A 19031-nucleotide genomic window follows, 5' to 3' on the forward strand; every position below is an offset into this window, starting at 1 on the left:
TAGTTGTGCTCGTTCATCGTGGTTGTTGCGTATGTCGTTGTTACGTGAAGTGTTACGTGAGTTGTTACGTAAATAGTGGCCCAGCAAACCCGTCTTATTGACCCTCTGAAAACTACACCGGCTGCTGTCCGGTCAGAGCGGATCTGGAGTTGTTCTTTTTATGTCATTTGATTCTCTCGGCCTGAGTGCCGATATTCTGCGCGCGATTGAAGAGCAGGGTTATCGCGATCCTACCCCTGTTCAGCGTCAGGCGATCCCTGTCGTGCTGGAAGGGCGCGATTTAATGGCCAGCGCCCAAACGGGAACGGGCAAAACGGCAGGTTTTACGCTGCCGCTATTGCAACTGCTGACCAGCCGTGAAGCGCAGCATAAAGGGAAAGGTCGCCGTCCAGTACGCGCGCTGATCCTGACGCCAACCCGCGAATTGGCAGCGCAGATTGATGAGAACGTGAAGGCGTATAGTAAATATTTACCCCTGCGTTCACTGGTCGTATTCGGCGGTGTGAGTATTAACCCGCAGATGATGAAGCTGCGCGGCGGTGTGGATATTCTGGTGGCGACGCCGGGGCGTCTGCTCGATCTGGAACATCAGCGCGCCGTTGACCTGTCACAGATCGAAATTTTGGTGCTGGATGAAGCGGACCGTATGCTGGATATGGGCTTCATTCACGATATTCGTCGTGTATTGGCGAAGCTGCCGGCTAAACGCCAAAACCTGCTGTTCTCCGCGACCTTCTCGGACGAGATCAAAGCGCTGGCGAACAAACTGCTGGCTAATCCAGCCTCGGTTGAAGTCGTGCGTCGTAATACACCGTCTGAACTGGTTACGCAGCACGTACATTTTGTCGATAAGCGCCGCAAGCGTGAACTGCTATCGCAGTTGATTGGTGAAAATAACTGGCAGCAGGTGCTGGTCTTTACCCGAACCAAGCACGGGGCTAACCACCTGGCTGAACTGCTGGAAAAAGACGGTATCACCGCTGCGGCTATCCACGGTAATAAAAGTCAGGGCGCGCGTACTCGTGCGTTGGCAAACTTCAAAGACGGCAGCATTCGCGTGCTGGTCGCGACGGATATTGCTGCGCGTGGTCTGGATATCGACCAACTGCCGCACGTGGTGAACTATGAGTTACCGAACGTGCCAGAAGATTACGTTCACCGCATCGGCCGTACCGGCCGTGCAGAAGCGACGGGCGAAGCGCTGTCGCTGGTGTGTGTAGATGAACACAAACTGCTGCGTGACATCGAACGTCTGCTGAAGCGTGAGATTCCACGTATCGCTATCGAAGGCTACGAGCCGGATCCGTCCATCAAGGCCGAGCCGATTGTGAATGGTCGTCAGGGCAACCGTGGCGGTGGCGGCGGTGGTGCGCGCAACGCCTCTCCTCGCGCACAGTCTGGCGCGCCACGCGGTCAGTCTGAGCGTAGCCAGGGTCAGGGCGAACGCCGTCCGGCCGATGGCAATCGCCAGCCGCGTAAAGCGGGCGGTAATAGCGATAGCCCGTGGGGTACTGGCGGAAAAGGGAATGGCGGCAAGAGTAGTGGCGAAGGCCAACGCCGCGCGCCGCGTCCGCAAAACCGCAGTAAGCCAGCGGACAAGTAACAGCGAAAGGGAGCCAGCGGTTCCCTCAGACCGTTGACAAACCTATTTGCCGAATGAAAACGGGAGTAACGGAATAGAAGAGTAAAGCGTTTGCGCCAGGGATGGCGCAAGCCGAGCTTACATGGACGTACTTGCAGCGTCTTTACGATCTATCCGTTACTCTCGCTCTACGGACTTTGTCAGCAATCTCAGGGAACCAGCGGTTCCCTTTTTTATCGCGTTATTTCGCCGTGGCAGGCTGTGCGGTTAGATGGCGTGGCCGATAGAACATCACCGCGTTGCCCGCCAGAATCAGCAGCAGGCCGATAAGCGCGTTGGGTCGCCAGTGATAGTCTTCAAATAGCGTCGAAATCGACAGCGCCACCAGCGGAAAGAGCAGCGTGGTGTAAGCCGCCTGACTGGCACCAATGCGGCCGATCAGGGTGAAATAAGCGCCGAAGCCGATGACTGAACCAAAGATAGCCAGATAGAACAGTGAACCCAGATAGCTGGTGCTGTACTCCGGTGCGAAGCTATATCCCTGAATCAGACTAAACAGCCCCATCCAGAGCGCCCCATATCCCATGCCCCAGCCGTTGGTCGTCAGAACATCTCGCCCTTGTCGCTGATGCTGGGCGCTGATCATATTGCCGAGCGAGAAGCAGTATGTGCCCAGAATGCTCAATCCCACACCCCACAGCAGATAGGGTTGCGCGTCGATTAGCGTCAGGTCATGCCAGAACAGCGCAATGATGCCGATAAGCCCTAGCGGTGTGGCGATCGCCACGTTGCGTGTTAACGGCTGTCCGAAGAAAAGACGGCTGTTAAAGGCATTAAACAGCACCGCCATCGAGAAAATGATGGATTCCAACCCGCTCGAAATCCAGGCGATGGCGTGGTAAAAACAGAGAAAGTTGACGCCGAATACGCATAGTCCTTGTACCATACACAGCAGATGTGCGCGTGGAGAAAGTGAGTGTAGGCGGCGCGTTAGGGTCAGGAACGCCAGTAAAACAGCCGATGCTAGCGCAAAGCGCCAGAAAACGGAAACTTCAGCCGCGACGTTGCCTTGTTGCAGGCTAATCGCGATCCAGGTCGTCCCCCAAATCAGGACGATAGAAAAGTAGAGTAGGGTATTCATTGAGTGATTCCGCATGAGTTCATGTCGGCAGTATGGCGCATGCGTTTGTTGCGGGCTTTCAGCACATTGCGGTGAATAACAGAATCTTGCGGCTAAATGAAAAACGGAGGCAGCCATGCATCGTTATAAAGCGTTCGATACCATGCTGCATCACAAAACCGAGTTGCGTGACACCGTCGAATTGACATCCGGCGTGCGGCTGGCTGCATGGTTTAACCGCCACGACCGCGTCACGATGGAAAATACGGAGCACCATACGCTCAGCCTTTATATTGCGGGTGGCTATGAGAGCTACCATCAAACGGCAGACGGCTGGCATAACGGCGGGGGCCGGATCGTTTCTGCCTGATGCCGAAACAGAGCGCATCGACCTGGGATATCCGTGGCGATCTTGATTTTGTGCATCTGTATTTTGACGATGCGCACCTGCGACAGTTAGCTGAGCAAACCTGGGATCGCAGTCCGGCATCGATCTGCACAGAAGAGCGTATATTTGGTGACGATCCGCTGATTACGTCGCTGTATCGACAGTTTCTGCTCAGCAACCGCTGGGACGATCCAGCAAATCAGCTTGTTTTGGGCAGCGCTGCAACGCTGCTGATGATTCAGGTGCTGCGCGGTTACACCCAATTACAATGGGAACTGCCGACGGTGCGTGGCGGGTTGGCACCCGCAGTGCTGCGGCGTAGCAAGATGCAAATTGACGCCAATCTCGATCAACCGCTAACACTACAGGCGCTGGCGGCAGAAGCAGGGCTTAGCGAGTTTCACTTTGCGCGCATGTTTCGTCAGAGTGTGGGGATGGCACCGCATCAGTATGTTCTCAAGCAGCGGCTGATCCGAGCTGAAGCGCTGGTGCGGCAAGGTGCGTTGCCGATCACAGACATCGCGCTGGCCTGCGGGTTTAGCTCCGCCAGCCACCTGAGCCACCAATTCAAAAAGGAATATGGCCTGACGCCATCGGCACTGCGTCTGGCGCAGAAATAGAGCGGAAAACGTAGACGGGCAAACAGTCAGTGAGGCGTTATTGAGGCGGACGAGTGTCCGCCTCACGCTTTTCTGGATGCGATTATTTCGCCGCCAGTAGGCATAAATTCAATGCCACTTCATACGATTTCACAAACGATGGCACAGGAAGAAACTCAAAGCGTGAGTGGAAATTGTGTGCGCCAGTGAAGAAGTTCGGCGTCAGCAATCCCTTGGCCGACAGCGCCGCGCCGTCCGTGCCGCCACGCATTGGTGTCACTTTGGGTTCAATGCCCAGCGTGTCTAGTGCGGCAAACAGCAGGTCGATAGCCCGCCGATCGTCGGTAATCGCATTGCTGATATTGCTGTAGATATCGGTGAGACTGTAGGTCACGCCGCCGGTCGGGTACTGCGCGGCAATCTTCTCTGCGATCGCTGCGATCTGCTGCTTCCGCTGTTCAAACGTGGCTAAATCGAAATCGCGAATGGACGCTTTAAGCTTCGCTTCATTGGCATTTGCCGTCAGATCGTTAAACCAGACATAGCCTTCGCGTCCTTCCGTATGTTCCGGCGTCTGCTGGCGATCGAACTGACTGATAAAATCGTGCGCCATCAGTAGCGGGTTGACCAGCACGCCTTTCGCCGACATCGGATGTGCTGGCACGCCGGTAAAGCGAATTTCCGCTGAGGCCGCATTGAAGTTCTCATACACCACTTCACCCAGCTCGCAGCAGTCGATGGTATAGGCAAAATCAACATCGAAGCGTTTGAGATCGAGCGCTTTCGCACCGCGCAGCCCAATTTCTTCATCCGGCACGAAAGCCACCACGATATCGCCGTGTGGTGTCGCGTCGGTCAGATTCTCCATCAGCGTCATCACTACGGTAACGGCGGCTTTGTTGTCTGCACCCAGTACGCTGGTGCCATCGCTAAAAATAATGTCCTGCCCGACATATGGCCGTATTTCCGGGTGTTTTGCCGTGCGCAGCCAGATGTCCTGTTCGACATTCAGGCACAGGTCTTCACCGGTAAAGCGCAGCGTTTGCGGGTGAATATGCGGTGACAGGCCTACGTCAACCGTATCGATATGGGTAATAAAACCGATGCGCGGTGCGGACGGACAGTTGCCCGGCTTTACGGCTGTCACGGTGGCGTGCTCATCAATCACGATATCCTGTAGACCCAACTCACGCAGTTCGTCCGCCAACAGACGCGCCATCTCATGCTGTTCCTGTGTGCTGGGTAACGTTGTCGAGCTGGCATTGCTTTGGCTGGTGACGGCGAGATAACGGTAAAAACGGTTACTGAGTTGATGAGCCAGATTGTCTGTCATAACGAATCCTTTTTGTTCTGCAATGCCGATGATGGCTATCCTAACGTAGAAATTATTTCATTTGAGGGTTTTATTTGTCATTTTATCGTCATGATTTTTATAGCGGTGTGGTGGAACATAAATAACAAGCGAGGACTGGGATGAAAAAAGCAGGAATACGATTCACATTGGCTGCGTTGACGCTGGCGGTTGCCTCTGCGGCATCGGCGAATACCTTGGTGTATTGCTCTGAAGGATCGCCGGAAAACTTTAACCCGCAGCTTTATACCTCCGGCACCAGCGTGGATGCCAGTGCGGTGCCGATTTATAACCGTCTGGTGGATTTCAAGGTCGGCACCACAGAACTGGTGCCGAGTCTGGCGGAACGCTGGGACATTAGTGCGGATGGTCGTGTGTATACCTTTCATTTGCGCAAAGGGGTGAAGTTCCAGAGCAACAAATCTTTCAAACCCTCACGTGATTTTACCGCCGATGACGTCATTTTCTCTTTTATGCGGCAAAAAGACCCGCAGCATCCTTACCATAATGTTTCGAAAGGGACTTATGCCAATTTTGAGAGTTTGTCCTTCAGTTCACTGATTCAGAATATCGAGAAAGTGGATGACCACACGGTGCGCTTTACGCTTTCCCATGCGGAGGCCCCATTTCTGGCCGATCTAGCCTGGTACTTCGCTTCCATTCTCTCTGCGGAATATGCCGACGCCATGCTCAAAGCCGGCACGCCGGAGCGCGTGGATATGGAGCCGATTGGCACTGGACCGTTTGAATTAGCACAGTATCAGAAAGATTCGCGCATTCTGTTTAAGGCGTTTCCAGACTATTGGGAAGGCAAAGCCAAACTGGAACGGTTGATTTTCACTATTACGCCAGACGCCTCCGTGCGTTACGCCAAGCTGGAAAAGAACGAGTGTCAGGTGATGCCATTCCCTAATCCTGCCGATCTGCCGCGTATGAAAGAGAACAAAGATATCGTACTGATGCAGAAGGCGGGATTGAATACCGGTTTCCTGTCGTTCAATACCCAAAAGGCACCGACGGATAATGTGAAAGTACGGCAGGCATTGACGATGGCGATTAACAAATCGGCGATTATTGAAGCCGTTTTTCAGGGCACTGGCACTGTGGCGAAAAACCTGCTGCCGCCGGGCGTTTGGAGCGCCGACAGTGAGTTGAAGGATTATGACTACGATCCCGATAAGGCCAGAGTGTTACTGAAAGAAGCCGGTTTGGCAGAGGGCACCGCTATCGAACTGTGGGCGATGCCGGTGCAGCGTCCGTATAACCCGAATGCTCGCCGTATGTCGGAGATGATTCAGGCCGACTGGGCGAAAGTCGGCGTGCAGGCCAAGATTGTCACCTTCGAGTGGGGCGAATACCTGAAAAGGGTGAAGGGCGGTGAACATCAGGCAGCATTGATGGGCTGGACAACGGCGACGGGTGATCCTGATAACTTCTTCGGCCCGCTGTTTACCTGCACGGCAGCCAACGGCGGTTCCAACTCGGCAAAGTGGTGCTATGCGCCGTTTGACAAACTCATCACCGATGCGCGTGCTTCACAGGATCATGAGCAGCGAATCGCTTTATACAAGCAGGCGCAGCAGATGATGCACGATCAGGCTCCGGCCGTGATGATTGCGCATTCCACCATCTTTGAACCGGTACGCAAAGAAGTGACCGGGTATGAAGTTGACCCGTTTGGCAAGCATATTTTCTATCAGGTCGACGTGAAGAAATAAGAAGCCGAAAGTCCGGCACGCTGTGCCGGATCCCGGTGTTATGCGGTTATTCGGTTTCGTCGCCGTAATACAGTTTACCGATGCGGATAATATCGCGCCCTTGTGATTGGCGATATTTATTGGAATCACGCAGTGAATAGATGCAGCCGCAATATTCTTGCTGATAGAAATGTTCACGCTTGCTGATTTCGATCATCCGCGCTGAACCACCGCCTTTGCGCCAGTTATAATCCCAGTAGGTGACACCAGGATATTTCTGCGCCGCATTCTGGCCGCATTCGTTAATCTGCTGCATGTTTTTCCAGCGGGAAATCCCCAACGAACTGGAAATTACGCTAAAGCCGTTTTCCGCGGCATACAGCGCCGTGCGTTCAAAGCGCATATCAAAACACATGGTGCAGCGAATGCCGCGTTCGGGCTCCCGCTCCATGCCTTTGGCGCGTTCTAACCAGTTATCTGAGTCGTAATCCGCATCAATGAAAGGCACGTTATTCTGTTCGGCAAAACGCAGGTTTTCCTCTTTGCGGATCAGATATTCACGCTGCGGATGGATATTGGGGTTATAGAAGAAAATGGTGTAGTCGATGCCAGAAGCGGTGATGGCTTCCATGACTTCACCAGAGCAAGGGGCGCAGCAAGAGTGCAGCAGCAGTTTGTCTGCGCCATTTGGCAGTGAAAGCTGCGGGCGTTTAAATTCTGCGGTTTTGACATTCGACATAAAAATAGCCACTTCGTTGTGGTCCGTGAGGACGGTACTGGCACAAATTCGTAACGAATTATTGATGATATGCCCACGAGAGGCAACCTTTGGGCCTATCTGGCGTTATCTTTCCCGTTGCGTTATCCGTACAATACCCCTAACCACGGGCTTAAGTGACCTGTATTACCCTAATATTGCCTGCTTTTTGGGCCGTCTTATTAACGATCGAAGAATTATTGAGTAGCGTTATGCGTGTTCTGCTTGCCCCGATGGAAGGGGTTCTCGATTCATTAGTGCGAGAACTGCTGACCGAAGTAAATGACTATGACCTGTGCATCACCGAATTTTTACGCGTGGTGGATCAGTGCCTGCCGGTTAAATCCTTTTATCGCCTTTGTCCGGAATTGCAGCATGCTAGCCGCACGCCGTCCGGCACGCGGGTGCGGGTTCAGCTATTAGGACAATACCCACAATGGCTGGCGGAAAATGCGGCACGGGCGGTGGAGCTGGGTTCGTATGGCATCGATCTTAACTGCGGCTGTCCATCAAAGCTGGTGAACGGCAGCGGGGGCGGGGCGACGCTGTTAAAAGATCCCGAACTGATTTATCAAGGCGCAAAAGCCATGCGTGAAGCGGTGCCTGCACATTTACCTGTCACGGTGAAAATACGGCTGGGGTGGGATTCCGGCGCTCGCCAGTTTGAAATTGCCGATGCGGTGCAGCAGGCGGGAGCCAGCGAGCTGGCCGTGCATGGTCGCACGAAAGAAGACGGTTATAAGGCCGAATGCATTAACTGGCAGGCGATCGGGGAAATCCGCCAGCGGCTGCGGATTCCGGTGATTGCCAACGGTGAAATCTGGGACTGGCAGAGCGCACAGGATTGTATGGCGACAACGGGCTGTGACGCGATCATGCTGGGGCGCGGTGCGCTGAATGTTCCGAATCTGAGCCGCGTGATTAAGTATAACGAACCGCGTATGCCGTGGCCGGAGGTCATGCTGCTGCTACAAAAATATGTGCGGCTGGAAAAGCAGGGCGATACGGGACTGTATCACGTCGCGCGCATTAAGCAGTGGCTCGGTTATTTGCGTAAAGAGTACGCTGATGCCACCGAATTATTCAGCGAAATTCGCACGTTGAAGACCTCAACGGATATCGCCCGTGTGATTGGTGAGCCGTAGGTGCTCACCGTTTTTCTTCCTTCTGCTCAATTTTAACCCACCCCATCGCTCTCCCGCTGCCTGTACTTTACTTTACGAATCAGTTGACGGTATAACACCCCATCTATTTGGAAGTTTAGACGTCTATAACGAAAGGTCATCATGGAACAACACGCATCAGGTTCGGAAGGGCAGTTTAAGCGCACCATGAAAGCTCGCCATTTGGTGATGCTGTCGCTCGGCGGCGTCATTGGTACCGGCCTGTTTTTCAATACGGGGTACATTATTTCCACGACTGGCGCGGCTGGGACACTATTAGCGTATTTGATCGGCGCACTGGTGGTGTATCTGGTGATGCTGAGTTTGGGGGAGCTATCTGTTGCGATGCCGGAAACTGGGGCGTTCCATGTGTATGCGTCTCGCTACCTCAGCCCGGCAACGGGCTATACCGTGGCGTGGCTGTATTGGCTGACGTGGACGGTCGCGCTTGGTTCTAGCCTGACCGCTGCTGGTTTTTGTATGCAGTATTGGTTTCCACAGGTGCCCGTCTGGACCTGGTGCCTGCTGTTTTGTGTGTTGATCTATTTACTGAATGTTGTGTCGTCCCGTTTCTTTGCCGAAGGGGAGTTTTGGTTCTCGATTGTTAAAGTGGTCACAATCCTTGCCTTTATCGTACTCGGTGGAGGGGCGATGTTTGGCTTTATTCCGATGCAGGATGGTTCGCCCGCGCCGTTCTTCCAGAACATTACTGCGTCTGGCTGGTTCCCTTACGGCGGCCTTCCGATATTGATGACGATGGTGGCGGTAAACTTCGCCTTCTCCGGTACGGAACTGATCGGCATCGCGGCAGGAGAAACTGAGAATCCGCACAAGGTTGTACCGATGGCGATTCGCACGACCGTCGCGCGGTTGGTGATCTTCTTTTTGGGGACGGTGCTGGTGCTGGCGGCGATAATCCCAATGGAAGAGGCCGGTATCGCCAAAAGCCCGTTTGTACTGGTGTTTGAAAAGATTGGTATTCCTTACGCCGCCGATATTTTTAATTTCGTGATTTTGACGGCGATCCTGTCTGCGGCTAACTCAGGGCTGTATGCCTCGGGGCGTATGCTGTGGTCGTTGTCCAACGAAGGCACGTTGCCACGCCGTTTTTCTCGTCTGACGCGCCGGGGTATTCCGCTTTTTGCTATTTCCGTCAGTATGCTGGGCGGGCTGCTGGCGCTGTTTTCCAGCGTGATCGCTCCGGACACCGTTTACGTGGCGCTGTCCGCGATTTCCGGTTTTGCCGTGGTGGCGGTGTGGTTGAGTATTTGTGCCTCGCACTATATGTTTCGTCGCCACCATGTCCGCACCGGAAAATCTCTTTCCGAACTGCAATATCGTGCGCCTTGGTTCCCGATAACACCGATTTTGGGATTCTTGCTCTGCCTGCTGGCCTGCGTTGGGCTGGCGTTTGACCCAAGCCAGCGGATTGCGCTGTGGTGTGGAATTCCATTTGTCGCGCTGTGTTACGGTGCTTATTATTTCACGCAGTCAATGAAGAAGCGTGGATTAACAGGAGTGGAAGACATTGCGTAAAAATACGGTGACCGACATGCTGGCAACGGCATCAACGATTGTGCTGGACGGTGCGCTGGCGACCGAACTGGAAGCACGCGGTTGTGATTTAACGGATCCCCTGTGGTCGGCGAAAGTGTTGGTGGAAAATCCGGCGCTGATTTATCAGGTGCACCTCGACTATTTCAAGGCTGGGGCGCAATGTGCGATTACCGCCAGCTATCAGGCAACGCCGCAAGGGTTTAAGACGCGTGGGTATAGCGAAGCGGAGTCGTTGACGCTGATTGCCAAAAGCGTACAGTTAGCGGCGCAGGCGCGGGATGATTATCGTCGTGACAATCCGCAGGCTGGTGTGCTGCTGGTGGCAGGGTCAGTCGGGCCGTATGGTGCCTATCTGGCGGATGGTTCAGAATACCGTGGCGACTACCAGTTGCCGCAGGCTGAGATGATGGCGTTTCATCGCCCCCGCATAGCGGCGCTGCATGAGGCGGGGGCGGATCTGTTGGCGTGTGAAACGCTGCCGTCTTTTGCCGAAGTCGAGGCGTTGATTGCGTTACTAGCCGAATTCCCTCAGGCGCAAGCCTGGTTCTCTTTCACGCTGCGTGACAGCGAACACCTCAGCGACGGTACGCCATTACACACCGTGCTGGAACGGGTTAACGCCTGCTTGCAGGTGGTTGCCGTGGGCATTAACTGTATTGCGCTGGAGAATGTGACGCCCGCGCTGACGTACCTGTCCTCGTTGACGAATTTGCCTTTGGTGGTTTATCCCAATTCCGGCGAGCAGTATGATGCACTAACCAAAACCTGGAGTAGCGGCCACGATGCTGCCTGTTCGCTGACGGCGTATCTGCCAGAGTGGCGGGCGGCAGGGGCGCGTCTGATTGGCGGCTGCTGCCGAACCACACCTGCTGATATTGCCGGTATTGCGCGCTGCTGCCAGCACGAGGGTCAGCACTAAATAAGGGGGATGCCGTGATGGAAAATGAGGTAAACCTGCAACATATGTACGCGCTTGCCAGGCAGCGCGTCGCACCGGATGTGCCGGTAACGGTGCTGTGCATTGGTGAACAGCAGACGGCGGTCATCTGCGGGACGGCATCACAGCCGTCGGCAACGTTGCAACTGACAATTGGTTTTGACAAAACAGCAGCGACGTTTTTCAAGCATCTTCCCCCGACGCCGGATGAGATGGAGTTGGCGATCATGGCGGTAGAAGATGAGGTGACGCGTATTCGGCACGACCTCCCGGCGGATTCGGTTCTCTTTTCTTTCGATCCGACATTGGTGACAATCGCACAGATTTCGGGCGTGGAAGAGGAGAAGGCGAGCTGGTGTTTGCCGCAGGATGACATGGAACGAACATTTAAACGTCTGGAACGTGTCATGCTGGGGAGTCCAGCGGCCTGGGAAGGGATTCCGCTAGAAAGCGCCTTTTCCGCCCGGCTGCTTATTTTACGTGAGTTTATGCACCATCACGACTTCGATTCTGCACTGATCTTGCTGTTACCTGCGGTTACTGCGTGAAGAACTAGCGGTTTTTTCTTTCTCAGCTACTATTAACGGCGGTCAGCATCCCGTGCGATTCTGACCGTATCTTTTGGCTTGAAAATCATGGGTGGATAGTTGTTACTCGGCACACTTGTGCGCGCTTCACCCTAAAGGATCAACACGTCGTGTTGTTCAAAACAATGACGTTTGTCGTTAAACTCGAATTATTTAGAGTATATGTTACCGGTATGATCTATTTTTCGGATGACTGAATCATTATTTGCTTGAATTTCCGCATGACAGCGTAATAACGCGCTGAATAATGTGACGGAAGATCAATTTTATTTCAGTGAATCCAGTGAGGGGAAAGAACATGGTTGAACATTTCATAGGGAAATATGAAGTTGAACTTAAATTTCACATCGACGATATCGCCGTTTTCAGAAATACGCTTTTTAGTCTTCATCCAGAGGCTTTCGTCTTTGAAAATAAAGAACATGATATTTATTACGATGACTCAGAGAAGCGATTGCAACAGCAAAATATAAAAATGCTGGTACGTCGCATGGAACCATCGGGGATAAAGCTCTGGATTGTTAAAGGGCCGGGAGCCGATCGCTGCGAAGCGGTTAACGTCGAAATTTTTGAAAAAACCGACAGTATGCTACAGACGTTAGGGTATCAGCCCCTGTTTGAGATTCATAAAATTCGCAGCATCTATTTTTTAAATGCTTTTCATATTACGCTCGATTATATTGAATCCCTTGGTTATTTCGTGGAAATATCGATAATGACCGATGATGAAACCCAGTTGAAAGCACTCAGAGATCGGTGTATGTCGTGTGCGCTACAGCTTCAATTGTCATTGGATAATATTGAAACGAAATCGTATTATCAATTATTAGGTTTTAACTGATTGTTCTTTTCTGGTTATTGAATTGTTGCTCTTTTTGTTTTATTTACGTAGGGAAAACTGATGAAAAAATCTATTCCGGCCGTGCTGACCACGTTAGTGATGGCTTTTTCTTTATCCGCTCATGGTAATAATGTGGCGCAATATAAAGATGGCACCTACATCGGTAAAGCGCAGGGTAAGGCGGCAGAGGTTGAGGTGACGGTCAGCATTAAAGAAGGGAAGATCGCTAACGCTGAAGTGCGCAAGCATGGCGATACCGAAGCGATGATGCTGAGCGCGACCGATGAAATTGTGCCGGAGCTTCTTGAGAAGCAGGACATTAATAAGGTGGATGCGGTAACGGGGGCAACGTTATCGAGTCAGGGGGTGATTAATGCGGTGAAACAGGCGCTGGAACAGGCAAAAGTAACACCGTAATCGTGACCATTCGCGTTGATGGATAAAGGAATCACACTGCCGTGGAAAATCTACTGATTACTCTGCGTCACACGCCTTACTGGGTATGGGCCGTTTTGGGTTACCTGATTTATGCTGGCGTAAAAGCCAGTCAGCCGAGGCGACAATCGCTGGTGCGGATGTTAGTTGTGCCTATGGTTTTCATGGTGTGGGGCGTTAGCGCGATTTTTCACACGTTGCAACTCCCGCTTGCGGCGGTGGGCGGTTTTCTACTGATGTTGGTTATTGGGCTGAGCATTGGGTGGATATGGGGAACGACGTCAGGGATCTACCTGCCGGAACCGCGCTGTTTTCAACGCACCGGATCGTGGTGGCCTTTAGTCTTAATGCTGCTGACGTTTTGTTTTCGCTTCTATTTTTCCGTTCAACTGGCCCGGTTTCCCACGTTAGCGCATGATCCGGTATTCTGCTTGTTGTCCGGTGCAGTGGGCGGGATTACCGCCGGGATATTCAGCGGCGTCAGCCTGCGTTTGCTCAACCAGATGCGTAAAATAAGACCGTCTCTAACGTAATGCTATAAAAAACAGTATCTTGCTAAAGCCGTTTGTCAAAATTTGTCACAAAGCTTTTTCTGCTGCATGAGTGCGTGGGGAGAGGCAGTAAATTATAATGCCGATGCCTATCCCTTTCATTTAACAGAATACTGTTTAAGTTATTGAAGAATGACTAAAAATTTTAAGCTTTCTCTTTTTGGCCTGTTGATACTGTCAACCCATGCTGTGATGTTGCCACAGGCTGTGGCGAAAGCGCCGACGTATTCCGCTGGCAGTGCGCATCAGGAAATTGCTTCCGGTAGCGCGATGGTCGTGGATTTGCGTGATAACCATATCCTTTATTCGAGCAATCCTGACGTCGTGGTGCCGATCGCCTCTGTGACGAAACTGATGACGGCGCTGGTGGTGCTGGATGCCAATCTGCCGCTGGATGAAATCATCTCTGTAGATATCAGCCAGACGAAAGAAATGAAAGGGGTGTACTCGCGCGTTCGTTTGAACAGTGAGATCAGCCGTCATGACATGCTGCTACTGGCGCTGATGTCATCTGAAAACCGGGCGGCGGCTAGCCTGGCGCATCACTATCCGGGCGGCTATCAGGCATTTATCCGCGCGATGAATGCCAAGGCCCGTGCCTTAGGCATGACCCACACGCGCTATGTAGAGCCGACCGGCTTGTCCATCAATAATGTCTCGACCGCTCGCGATCTCACTAAACTCCTGATTGCCAGCAAGCAATATCCGCTACTGAGCCAGCTCAGCACGACACAGGAAAAAACGGCGACGTTCACCAACCCGGCGTATAGCCTGCCGTTCAGAAACACCAATCATCTGGTCTACAAGGCGGACTGGAGTATTCAACTGACCAAGACGGGCTTCACCAATCAGGCGGGACACTGTCTGGTGATGCGCACTGTTATTAATCAACGGCCTGTTGCGCTGGTGGTATTGGATGCCTTCGGTAAATACACACATTTTGCAGATGCTAACCGTCTGCGTAAGTGGATTGAAACCGGTAAAGTTAGCGAGGTGCCCGCTGCGGCATTGAGCTATAAGAAACAAAAATCGCTAGCTTCCCGCCAACCGCAGAGCATGGCGAATATCGATACCGAATAACAGATTGTCCCCTCCCCATGTTCTGGATAGGGGCGTTTTGACGGTGGCCGAATGGGCCACCGTCTGCGACTGTGCTATGCGTGTGCGCGAAAATCCTCTATCACTTCACCTGCATTTGTCACATCTTCCTCGTGTGCGGCTTCACGCCAGGTTTCTGCTAATGCATCCTGTAGCCATTGCTGCATCGCGGGCAATGCCAATAAGTGTTCGCAGTAGGCGGCGGCTTCCGACGAGACGGGAAGCTGATAGGTTTTGATACGGAAAACGACAGGAGCAAAAAACGCGTCTACTGCCGAAAATTGTTTCCCCGCCAAAAACGGCCCACCAAATCGTGTCAATCCTTCCTGCCACAGCTCACTGATACGGGTAATGTCGCTGCTGAGAGCTGGAGATATCTCATTCAGCTTGACACGCACGCCGCAGCTCATGGCGCAGGTATTGCGCAGTGCAGTAAAGCCGGAATGCATTTCGGCGGCGGCACAGCGTGCCCAGGCACGGGTTTTAGCATCGGCAGGCCAGATGTCGGGGTGCTGTTCAGCCAGATATTCGGTAATCGCCAGTGAATCCCAGACGGTGATTTCGCCATCGATCAGGCAGGGGACTTTTGCCGTCGGGGAAAAGGCCTTAAATGCTGGCTGTGCCATGCCCGGCGCAAAAACAACCTGCTTCTCTTCGAAAGGAATCGACAGTGTTTTCAACAACACCCACGGACGCAGTGACCAGGATGAATAGTTCTTATTGGCGATGTACAACTGATACATGTCTGAGGCTCCTTGTATTAACGAAGCCTTAGCATTAGCACGAAAGACGGTATAAATCATCCAGCATCTACATGCCAGCGTGGCGAGTATAAGAATCGGGTATGAGGCCAGCGATGAACCACGGGAAAAGCGATCCATCGTGGTTCATCAGGCGATAATCACCTGTTGGCAGTGCCTCTGGAGTAACGAGAGTTCGGGTTTGTCTGCGCTAAGCGTATCAGTCACGATCATGTCGATTTCCTGCATGGTGGCATAGACCACGCGGCTCGTGATGCCAATCTTGCTGTGATCCGCGAGGATAATTCGCGTTCTGGCATGTTGCACCATCGATCGGGCAATTGCCGCTTCGTGGTGAGCAAAACTGGTCGCGCCAGAGGCCGCATCTACCCCGACCGGAGAGAGGATCGCCACGTCGGCACGGTAGCGATCCAGTTCATTGAGGGTGATATCACCGCTGGTTGCCTGTGCTGAAGCTCCCATGTATCCACCGAGTAGTATCACGCTATGTTGTGCGACAGACTCTGTTGCGGTAAGTTTCTGCGCAACGGTGAGACTGTTGGTAATCACCGTCATTCCCGGCATAGAAAGCAGTTCGTCGGCTAACAGGGAGGTGGTGCTACCCGCGTCGATAAACAGCGTTTGTCCGGCCTTTAGCTGTTGCACCGCTGCACGGGCAATAGCCTGCTTCTCTTTTTCGCGCACGGTATTGCGAATGGACAACGGTGGTTCCGGTGCTTCCGTTGTGGCTACGATCCCGCCATGAACGCGGCGCAACGCTCCTGCCGCTTCCAGCTTGAGAATATCGCGTCGTACCGTTTCGCGTGAAACACCGAGATGCTGAATAATTTTCTCGGTGCTCACTCGGTTTAATGTTGAGAGCAGAGCCTGTATGCGATGTAACCGCGTTTCTTCTAACATAGCTGTCCATTCTTTGATGTTTTGACACCGGTTACCATGATTGCCGCTTCTCTGTCACAAGGTGCAGAAGCAGTGCTGTTATCGCCACGATAGCCATAATACAGGTCGAAAAAGCGGCCGCCTGTGACGTAAAGCCGGCTTCATCCAGCCGCATCACGGTGACGGCACCTAAAGGCAGCGACGGCGTGACCAAAAAAATCACGGCTGATAGTGTAACCATTGAGCGCATGAATAAAAACATAGCGACCGAAATCAGCGTTACGCGCATGGCTGGCAGGTAGACATCACGCAAAATACGCACTACGCCGCCGCCTAAAACCGTGGTGGCATCTTCCATCGCATGCGGGACGTTGCGTATCCCCATCATCATCGTGGTGTAGCCTTGCGTGTGATAGTGGTAATAATTGCACAATGCCACCAGCAGCGCCGAACCATACAGCATTCCCCAGGGAAGATCGGCCGAATTAAACGTGAACACATAAGATAGCCCCAATACCAGGCCGGGGACGGCAACAGGCAACGCGCTAAGCAGTGCGGCGGTATTAGCAACTTTGCCCGGTTGGCGGTGAATACCGAATGTGAGCAGGAATAACAGTGCGGTGCCAACCGCTGCCGCCAGTGCTGAGATCCAGACGGATGTCCACAGTGGCGTATAGCCTCCCGCGAGATCGATATCGTAATGTTTTAGTGTCAGATCCAGACGGTACGGCCATAGGCGTATCATGCTGGCAATAATGACGGTGCCAATAACGGTGACAATCATGAGTGCAATCGTCATGGTTGCCAGGTAGAACGACATATCGCGCGTGCGCAGCGGCTGCGGAACGTGCGGAATAGCCGCATGTGAACCAATGGCTTTTTGCCGTCTGGTCGTTGCGCGCTCTATCCAGATCGATGCTGCCGCAGGCAACAGGAGTAGGATCCCGACAACGGCTCCCATGCCGAATTTCATTTGCCCACTGACCTGGCTGTAGATCTCGGTCGCCAGTACTGAGAAGTTGCCGCCGATGACAATCGCGTTGCCGAAATCAGTGATCGTGATGGTAAAGATGACAAAGGCCGCGCTTAGCAGGCCGTATCGCAGGCCGGGCAGGGTGATATCCAGAAACTGTCGCCAGTCAGATGCACCCAGAACGTTAGCGGCTTCATACTGGCGCGTATCGCTATGGCGCAGCGTGGTGCGAATGATCAGAATCGCCTGTGGCAGCGCGTACAGGACGTTGGCGATCAATAGCCCCCAGAAACCGTAAATATCCAATCGCACGCCAAGAAGATTGCCGATGATGCCGTTTCTTCCCAGCAGAAAAATCAATCCCAATCCCAACACCAGCGAGGGCGCAAGGATAGGCAGCGAGGTCGAAAATGCGATAAAACGCTTTGCAGGCATCGCCGTACATTCCAACCCATAGGCGACAATAAATCCCAGCAAGAGCGTGACCAGCGTGGTGACGATGCCAAGTAACAGGCTGTTTGCGGTCGCCCGCCAGATGCCAGGCGAATCCATTAGCGCCAAATAGTTTGATAACCCAACCGTACCGTTGCGATCGTTCAACAGACTGTGCCAGACGATACTTAGCATCGGTATAGCGAAAAACATGAGCAGTGCCAGCAGCGGGACCCACAGACACAGACGGGAAAGCCAGCGATCGCTGACCGTTTGCGGGGGGAGATGTATCTGATTCATGCATGCACCCAAGCGCAGTCTTCTGCGCGAATCGAGAGATGAATGGAGTCGCCTGGGCTCCAGTTCACGGTGCTGCTAGTCTCGACCAACAGCGGCTGCGACTTCCATAGCACCTGTACGCGTTGGATACTGCCGAGGAAACTGGTGTTGATGACCCGTCCTTCAGCACCTTCTACTTTATGCAGCGCAATCCTTTCCGGACGGATAAACAATTCGGCACCTTCTGGTAGTGCTATTTCCTGTGCTGAGGGGAGCAGTTCCGGCATCCATGTGTTGACGACATCACGCGACAGCAAATTGCTGTGCCCCATGAATTCGGCAACGAAACGCGTGCGTGGGCGGGTATAGAGTTCGTGCGGCGTCCCTTCCTGCACAATGCGCCCTCCGTGCATGCAAATGATTTTATCCGCCATGCTCATGGCTTCTTCCTGATCGTGCGTGACCATCAGGGTCGGAATGCCGAGCCGCTGCTGCACGTCGCGTAATTCCTGACGCAATCCGGCGCGCACGCGTGCATCCAGTGCCGAAAGCGGTTCATCCAGTAACAGTAGGGAAGGATTGACCGCCAGCGCGCGTGCAATCGCGACTCGCTGCTGCTGCCCGCCTGAAAGTTGAGCAGGATAGCGATCGCCAAATCCGCTGAGGCGCACGGTGTCCAATAGGTCGCTGACGCGTGCGGCAATTTCCTCAGCAGGCGTCTGGCGGATTTTGAGACCATAGCCAATATTTTGCGCAATCGTCATGTGGGGAAAAAGTGAGTAGGACTGAAAGACGATGCCAAAGCCTCGTTCCCTTGCCGGTACGTTAACCAGATCGCGATCGTCCAGCGTGATTTTTCCCCCATCACAGCTTAATAGCCCGGCAATGATGCGTAGCAAGGTCGTTTTACCACAGCCGCTAGGGCCAAGAAGGCAGACAAACTCGGCATTGTCGATCGACAAATTGATGCGATCGAGAGCGACATAACCGTCAAAGCTTTTATAAAGATTTTGAATAACCAGTGCCATGAATGCGACCTCTTAA

At 53.1% G+C, this 19031-nt stretch carries 17 protein-coding genes and 1 pseudogene; 11 read left to right on the plus strand and 7 right to left on the minus strand.

Annotated features, from left to right (window positions below):
• Positions 1 to 160: 160 nt before the first annotated feature.
• The gene (gene rhlE / locus A7983_RS16165; RefSeq protein WP_005972795.1) at positions 161 to 1603 is read left to right on the plus strand and encodes an ATP-dependent RNA helicase RhlE; all 1443 of its coding nucleotides are present in this window, start codon (positions 161 to 163) and stop codon (positions 1601 to 1603) included.
• A gap of 220 nt (positions 1604 to 1823) precedes the next feature.
• On the opposite strand, the gene A7983_RS16170 is transcribed toward rhlE, so the two are convergent.
• Complete coding sequence (locus tag A7983_RS16170) at positions 1824 to 2723, minus strand: DMT family transporter (protein WP_005972794.1); 900 nt, start codon at positions 2721 to 2723, stop codon at positions 1824 to 1826.
• 115 nt (positions 2724 to 2838) lie between these two features.
• On the opposite strand from A7983_RS16170, the pseudogene A7983_RS16175 reads away from it, so the two are divergent.
• Positions 2839 to 3710: pseudogene (locus tag A7983_RS16175) on the plus strand (helix-turn-helix domain-containing protein).
• 82 nt (positions 3711 to 3792) lie between these two features.
• Here A7983_RS16175 and pepT read toward each other — a convergent pair.
• Positions 3793 to 5022: a peptidase T gene (gene pepT / locus A7983_RS16180; RefSeq protein WP_005972790.1), complete on the minus strand. Its 1230-nt coding sequence runs from the start codon at positions 5020 to 5022 to the stop codon at positions 3793 to 3795.
• A 140-nt stretch (positions 5023 to 5162) separates the two neighbouring features.
• On the opposite strand from pepT, the gene A7983_RS16185 reads away from it, so the two are divergent.
• Complete coding sequence (locus A7983_RS16185; protein WP_005972789.1) at positions 5163 to 6758, plus strand: ABC transporter substrate-binding protein; 1596 nt, start codon at positions 5163 to 5165, stop codon at positions 6756 to 6758.
• A gap of 46 nt (positions 6759 to 6804) precedes the next feature.
• On the opposite strand, the gene A7983_RS16190 is transcribed toward A7983_RS16185, so the two are convergent.
• Positions 6805 to 7476 carry an epoxyqueuosine reductase QueH gene (locus tag A7983_RS16190; RefSeq protein ID WP_039477288.1) on the minus strand — a complete coding sequence of 224 codons (672 nt, stop codon included), beginning with the start codon at positions 7474 to 7476 and terminating at the stop codon, positions 6805 to 6807.
• Positions 7477 to 7706: 230 nt separating this feature from the next.
• Here A7983_RS16190 and dusC point away from each other — a divergent pair, with 230 nt between their 5' ends.
• The 8 genes from dusC (at position 7707) to pbpG (ending at position 14645) form a co-directional block, all read left to right on the plus strand.
• Positions 7707 to 8639: a tRNA dihydrouridine(16) synthase DusC gene (dusC, locus tag A7983_RS16195; RefSeq protein ID WP_005972785.1), complete on the plus strand. Its 933-nt coding sequence runs from the start codon at positions 7707 to 7709 to the stop codon at positions 8637 to 8639.
• A gap of 141 nt (positions 8640 to 8780) precedes the next feature.
• Positions 8781 to 10193: an S-methylmethionine permease gene (gene mmuP, locus A7983_RS16200; protein ID WP_005972783.1), complete on the plus strand. Its 1413-nt coding sequence runs from the start codon at positions 8781 to 8783 to the stop codon at positions 10191 to 10193.
• Entirely contained in the window at positions 10186 to 11133 is a 948-nt protein-coding gene (gene mmuM / locus A7983_RS16205; RefSeq protein ID WP_005972781.1) for a homocysteine S-methyltransferase, read from the plus strand. The genes mmuP and mmuM overlap by 8 nt, the downstream gene beginning before the upstream one ends.
• A gap of 17 nt (positions 11134 to 11150) precedes the next feature.
• Positions 11151 to 11699: a hypothetical protein gene (locus A7983_RS16210; protein ID WP_005972778.1), complete on the plus strand. Its 549-nt coding sequence runs from the start codon at positions 11151 to 11153 to the stop codon at positions 11697 to 11699.
• A gap of 337 nt (positions 11700 to 12036) precedes the next feature.
• On the plus strand, positions 12037 to 12579 hold the full coding sequence (gene cyaB, locus A7983_RS16215) for a class IV adenylate cyclase (protein WP_005972777.1): 543 nt from the start codon (positions 12037 to 12039) through the stop codon (positions 12577 to 12579).
• 60 nt (positions 12580 to 12639) lie between these two features.
• Entirely contained in the window at positions 12640 to 12996 is a 357-nt protein-coding gene (locus A7983_RS16220) for an FMN-binding protein (RefSeq protein WP_005972775.1), read from the plus strand.
• A gap of 41 nt (positions 12997 to 13037) precedes the next feature.
• Positions 13038 to 13547, plus strand: coding sequence for a DUF6622 family protein (locus A7983_RS16225; protein ID WP_005972773.1), 510 nt, complete (start codon positions 13038 to 13040; stop codon positions 13545 to 13547).
• Between the two features lie 150 nt (positions 13548 to 13697).
• A complete protein-coding gene (gene pbpG / locus A7983_RS16230; RefSeq protein ID WP_005972771.1) occupies positions 13698 to 14645 on the plus strand; it encodes a D-alanyl-D-alanine endopeptidase in 948 nt (315 codons plus the stop codon).
• A 74-nt stretch (positions 14646 to 14719) separates the two neighbouring features.
• Here pbpG and A7983_RS16235 read toward each other — a convergent pair whose 3' ends face one another.
• From A7983_RS16235 to A7983_RS16250, 4 genes are all read right to left on the minus strand, one after another.
• Positions 14720 to 15406 (minus strand): glutathione S-transferase family protein, encoded by a 687-nt coding sequence (locus A7983_RS16235; protein WP_005972769.1) that lies wholly within the window; start codon positions 15404 to 15406, stop codon positions 14720 to 14722.
• A gap of 147 nt (positions 15407 to 15553) precedes the next feature.
• The gene (locus A7983_RS16240; protein ID WP_005972767.1) at positions 15554 to 16324 is read right to left on the minus strand and encodes a DeoR/GlpR family DNA-binding transcription regulator; all 771 of its coding nucleotides are present in this window, start codon (positions 16322 to 16324) and stop codon (positions 15554 to 15556) included.
• 31 nt (positions 16325 to 16355) lie between these two features.
• Entirely contained in the window at positions 16356 to 18008 is a 1653-nt protein-coding gene (locus A7983_RS16245; RefSeq protein WP_005972765.1) for an ABC transporter permease subunit, read from the minus strand.
• On the minus strand, positions 18005 to 19015 hold the full coding sequence (locus A7983_RS16250; RefSeq protein ID WP_005972763.1) for an ABC transporter ATP-binding protein: 1011 nt from the start codon (positions 19013 to 19015) through the stop codon (positions 18005 to 18007). Before A7983_RS16250 ends, A7983_RS16245 begins: the two co-directional genes overlap by 4 nt.
• Between the last annotated feature and the right edge of the window lie 16 nt (positions 19016 to 19031).

This window comes from Pectobacterium wasabiae CFBP 3304 (assembly GCF_001742185.1).
In the GTDB taxonomy this organism is placed as follows: Bacteria; Pseudomonadota; Gammaproteobacteria; order Enterobacterales; family Enterobacteriaceae; genus Pectobacterium; species Pectobacterium wasabiae.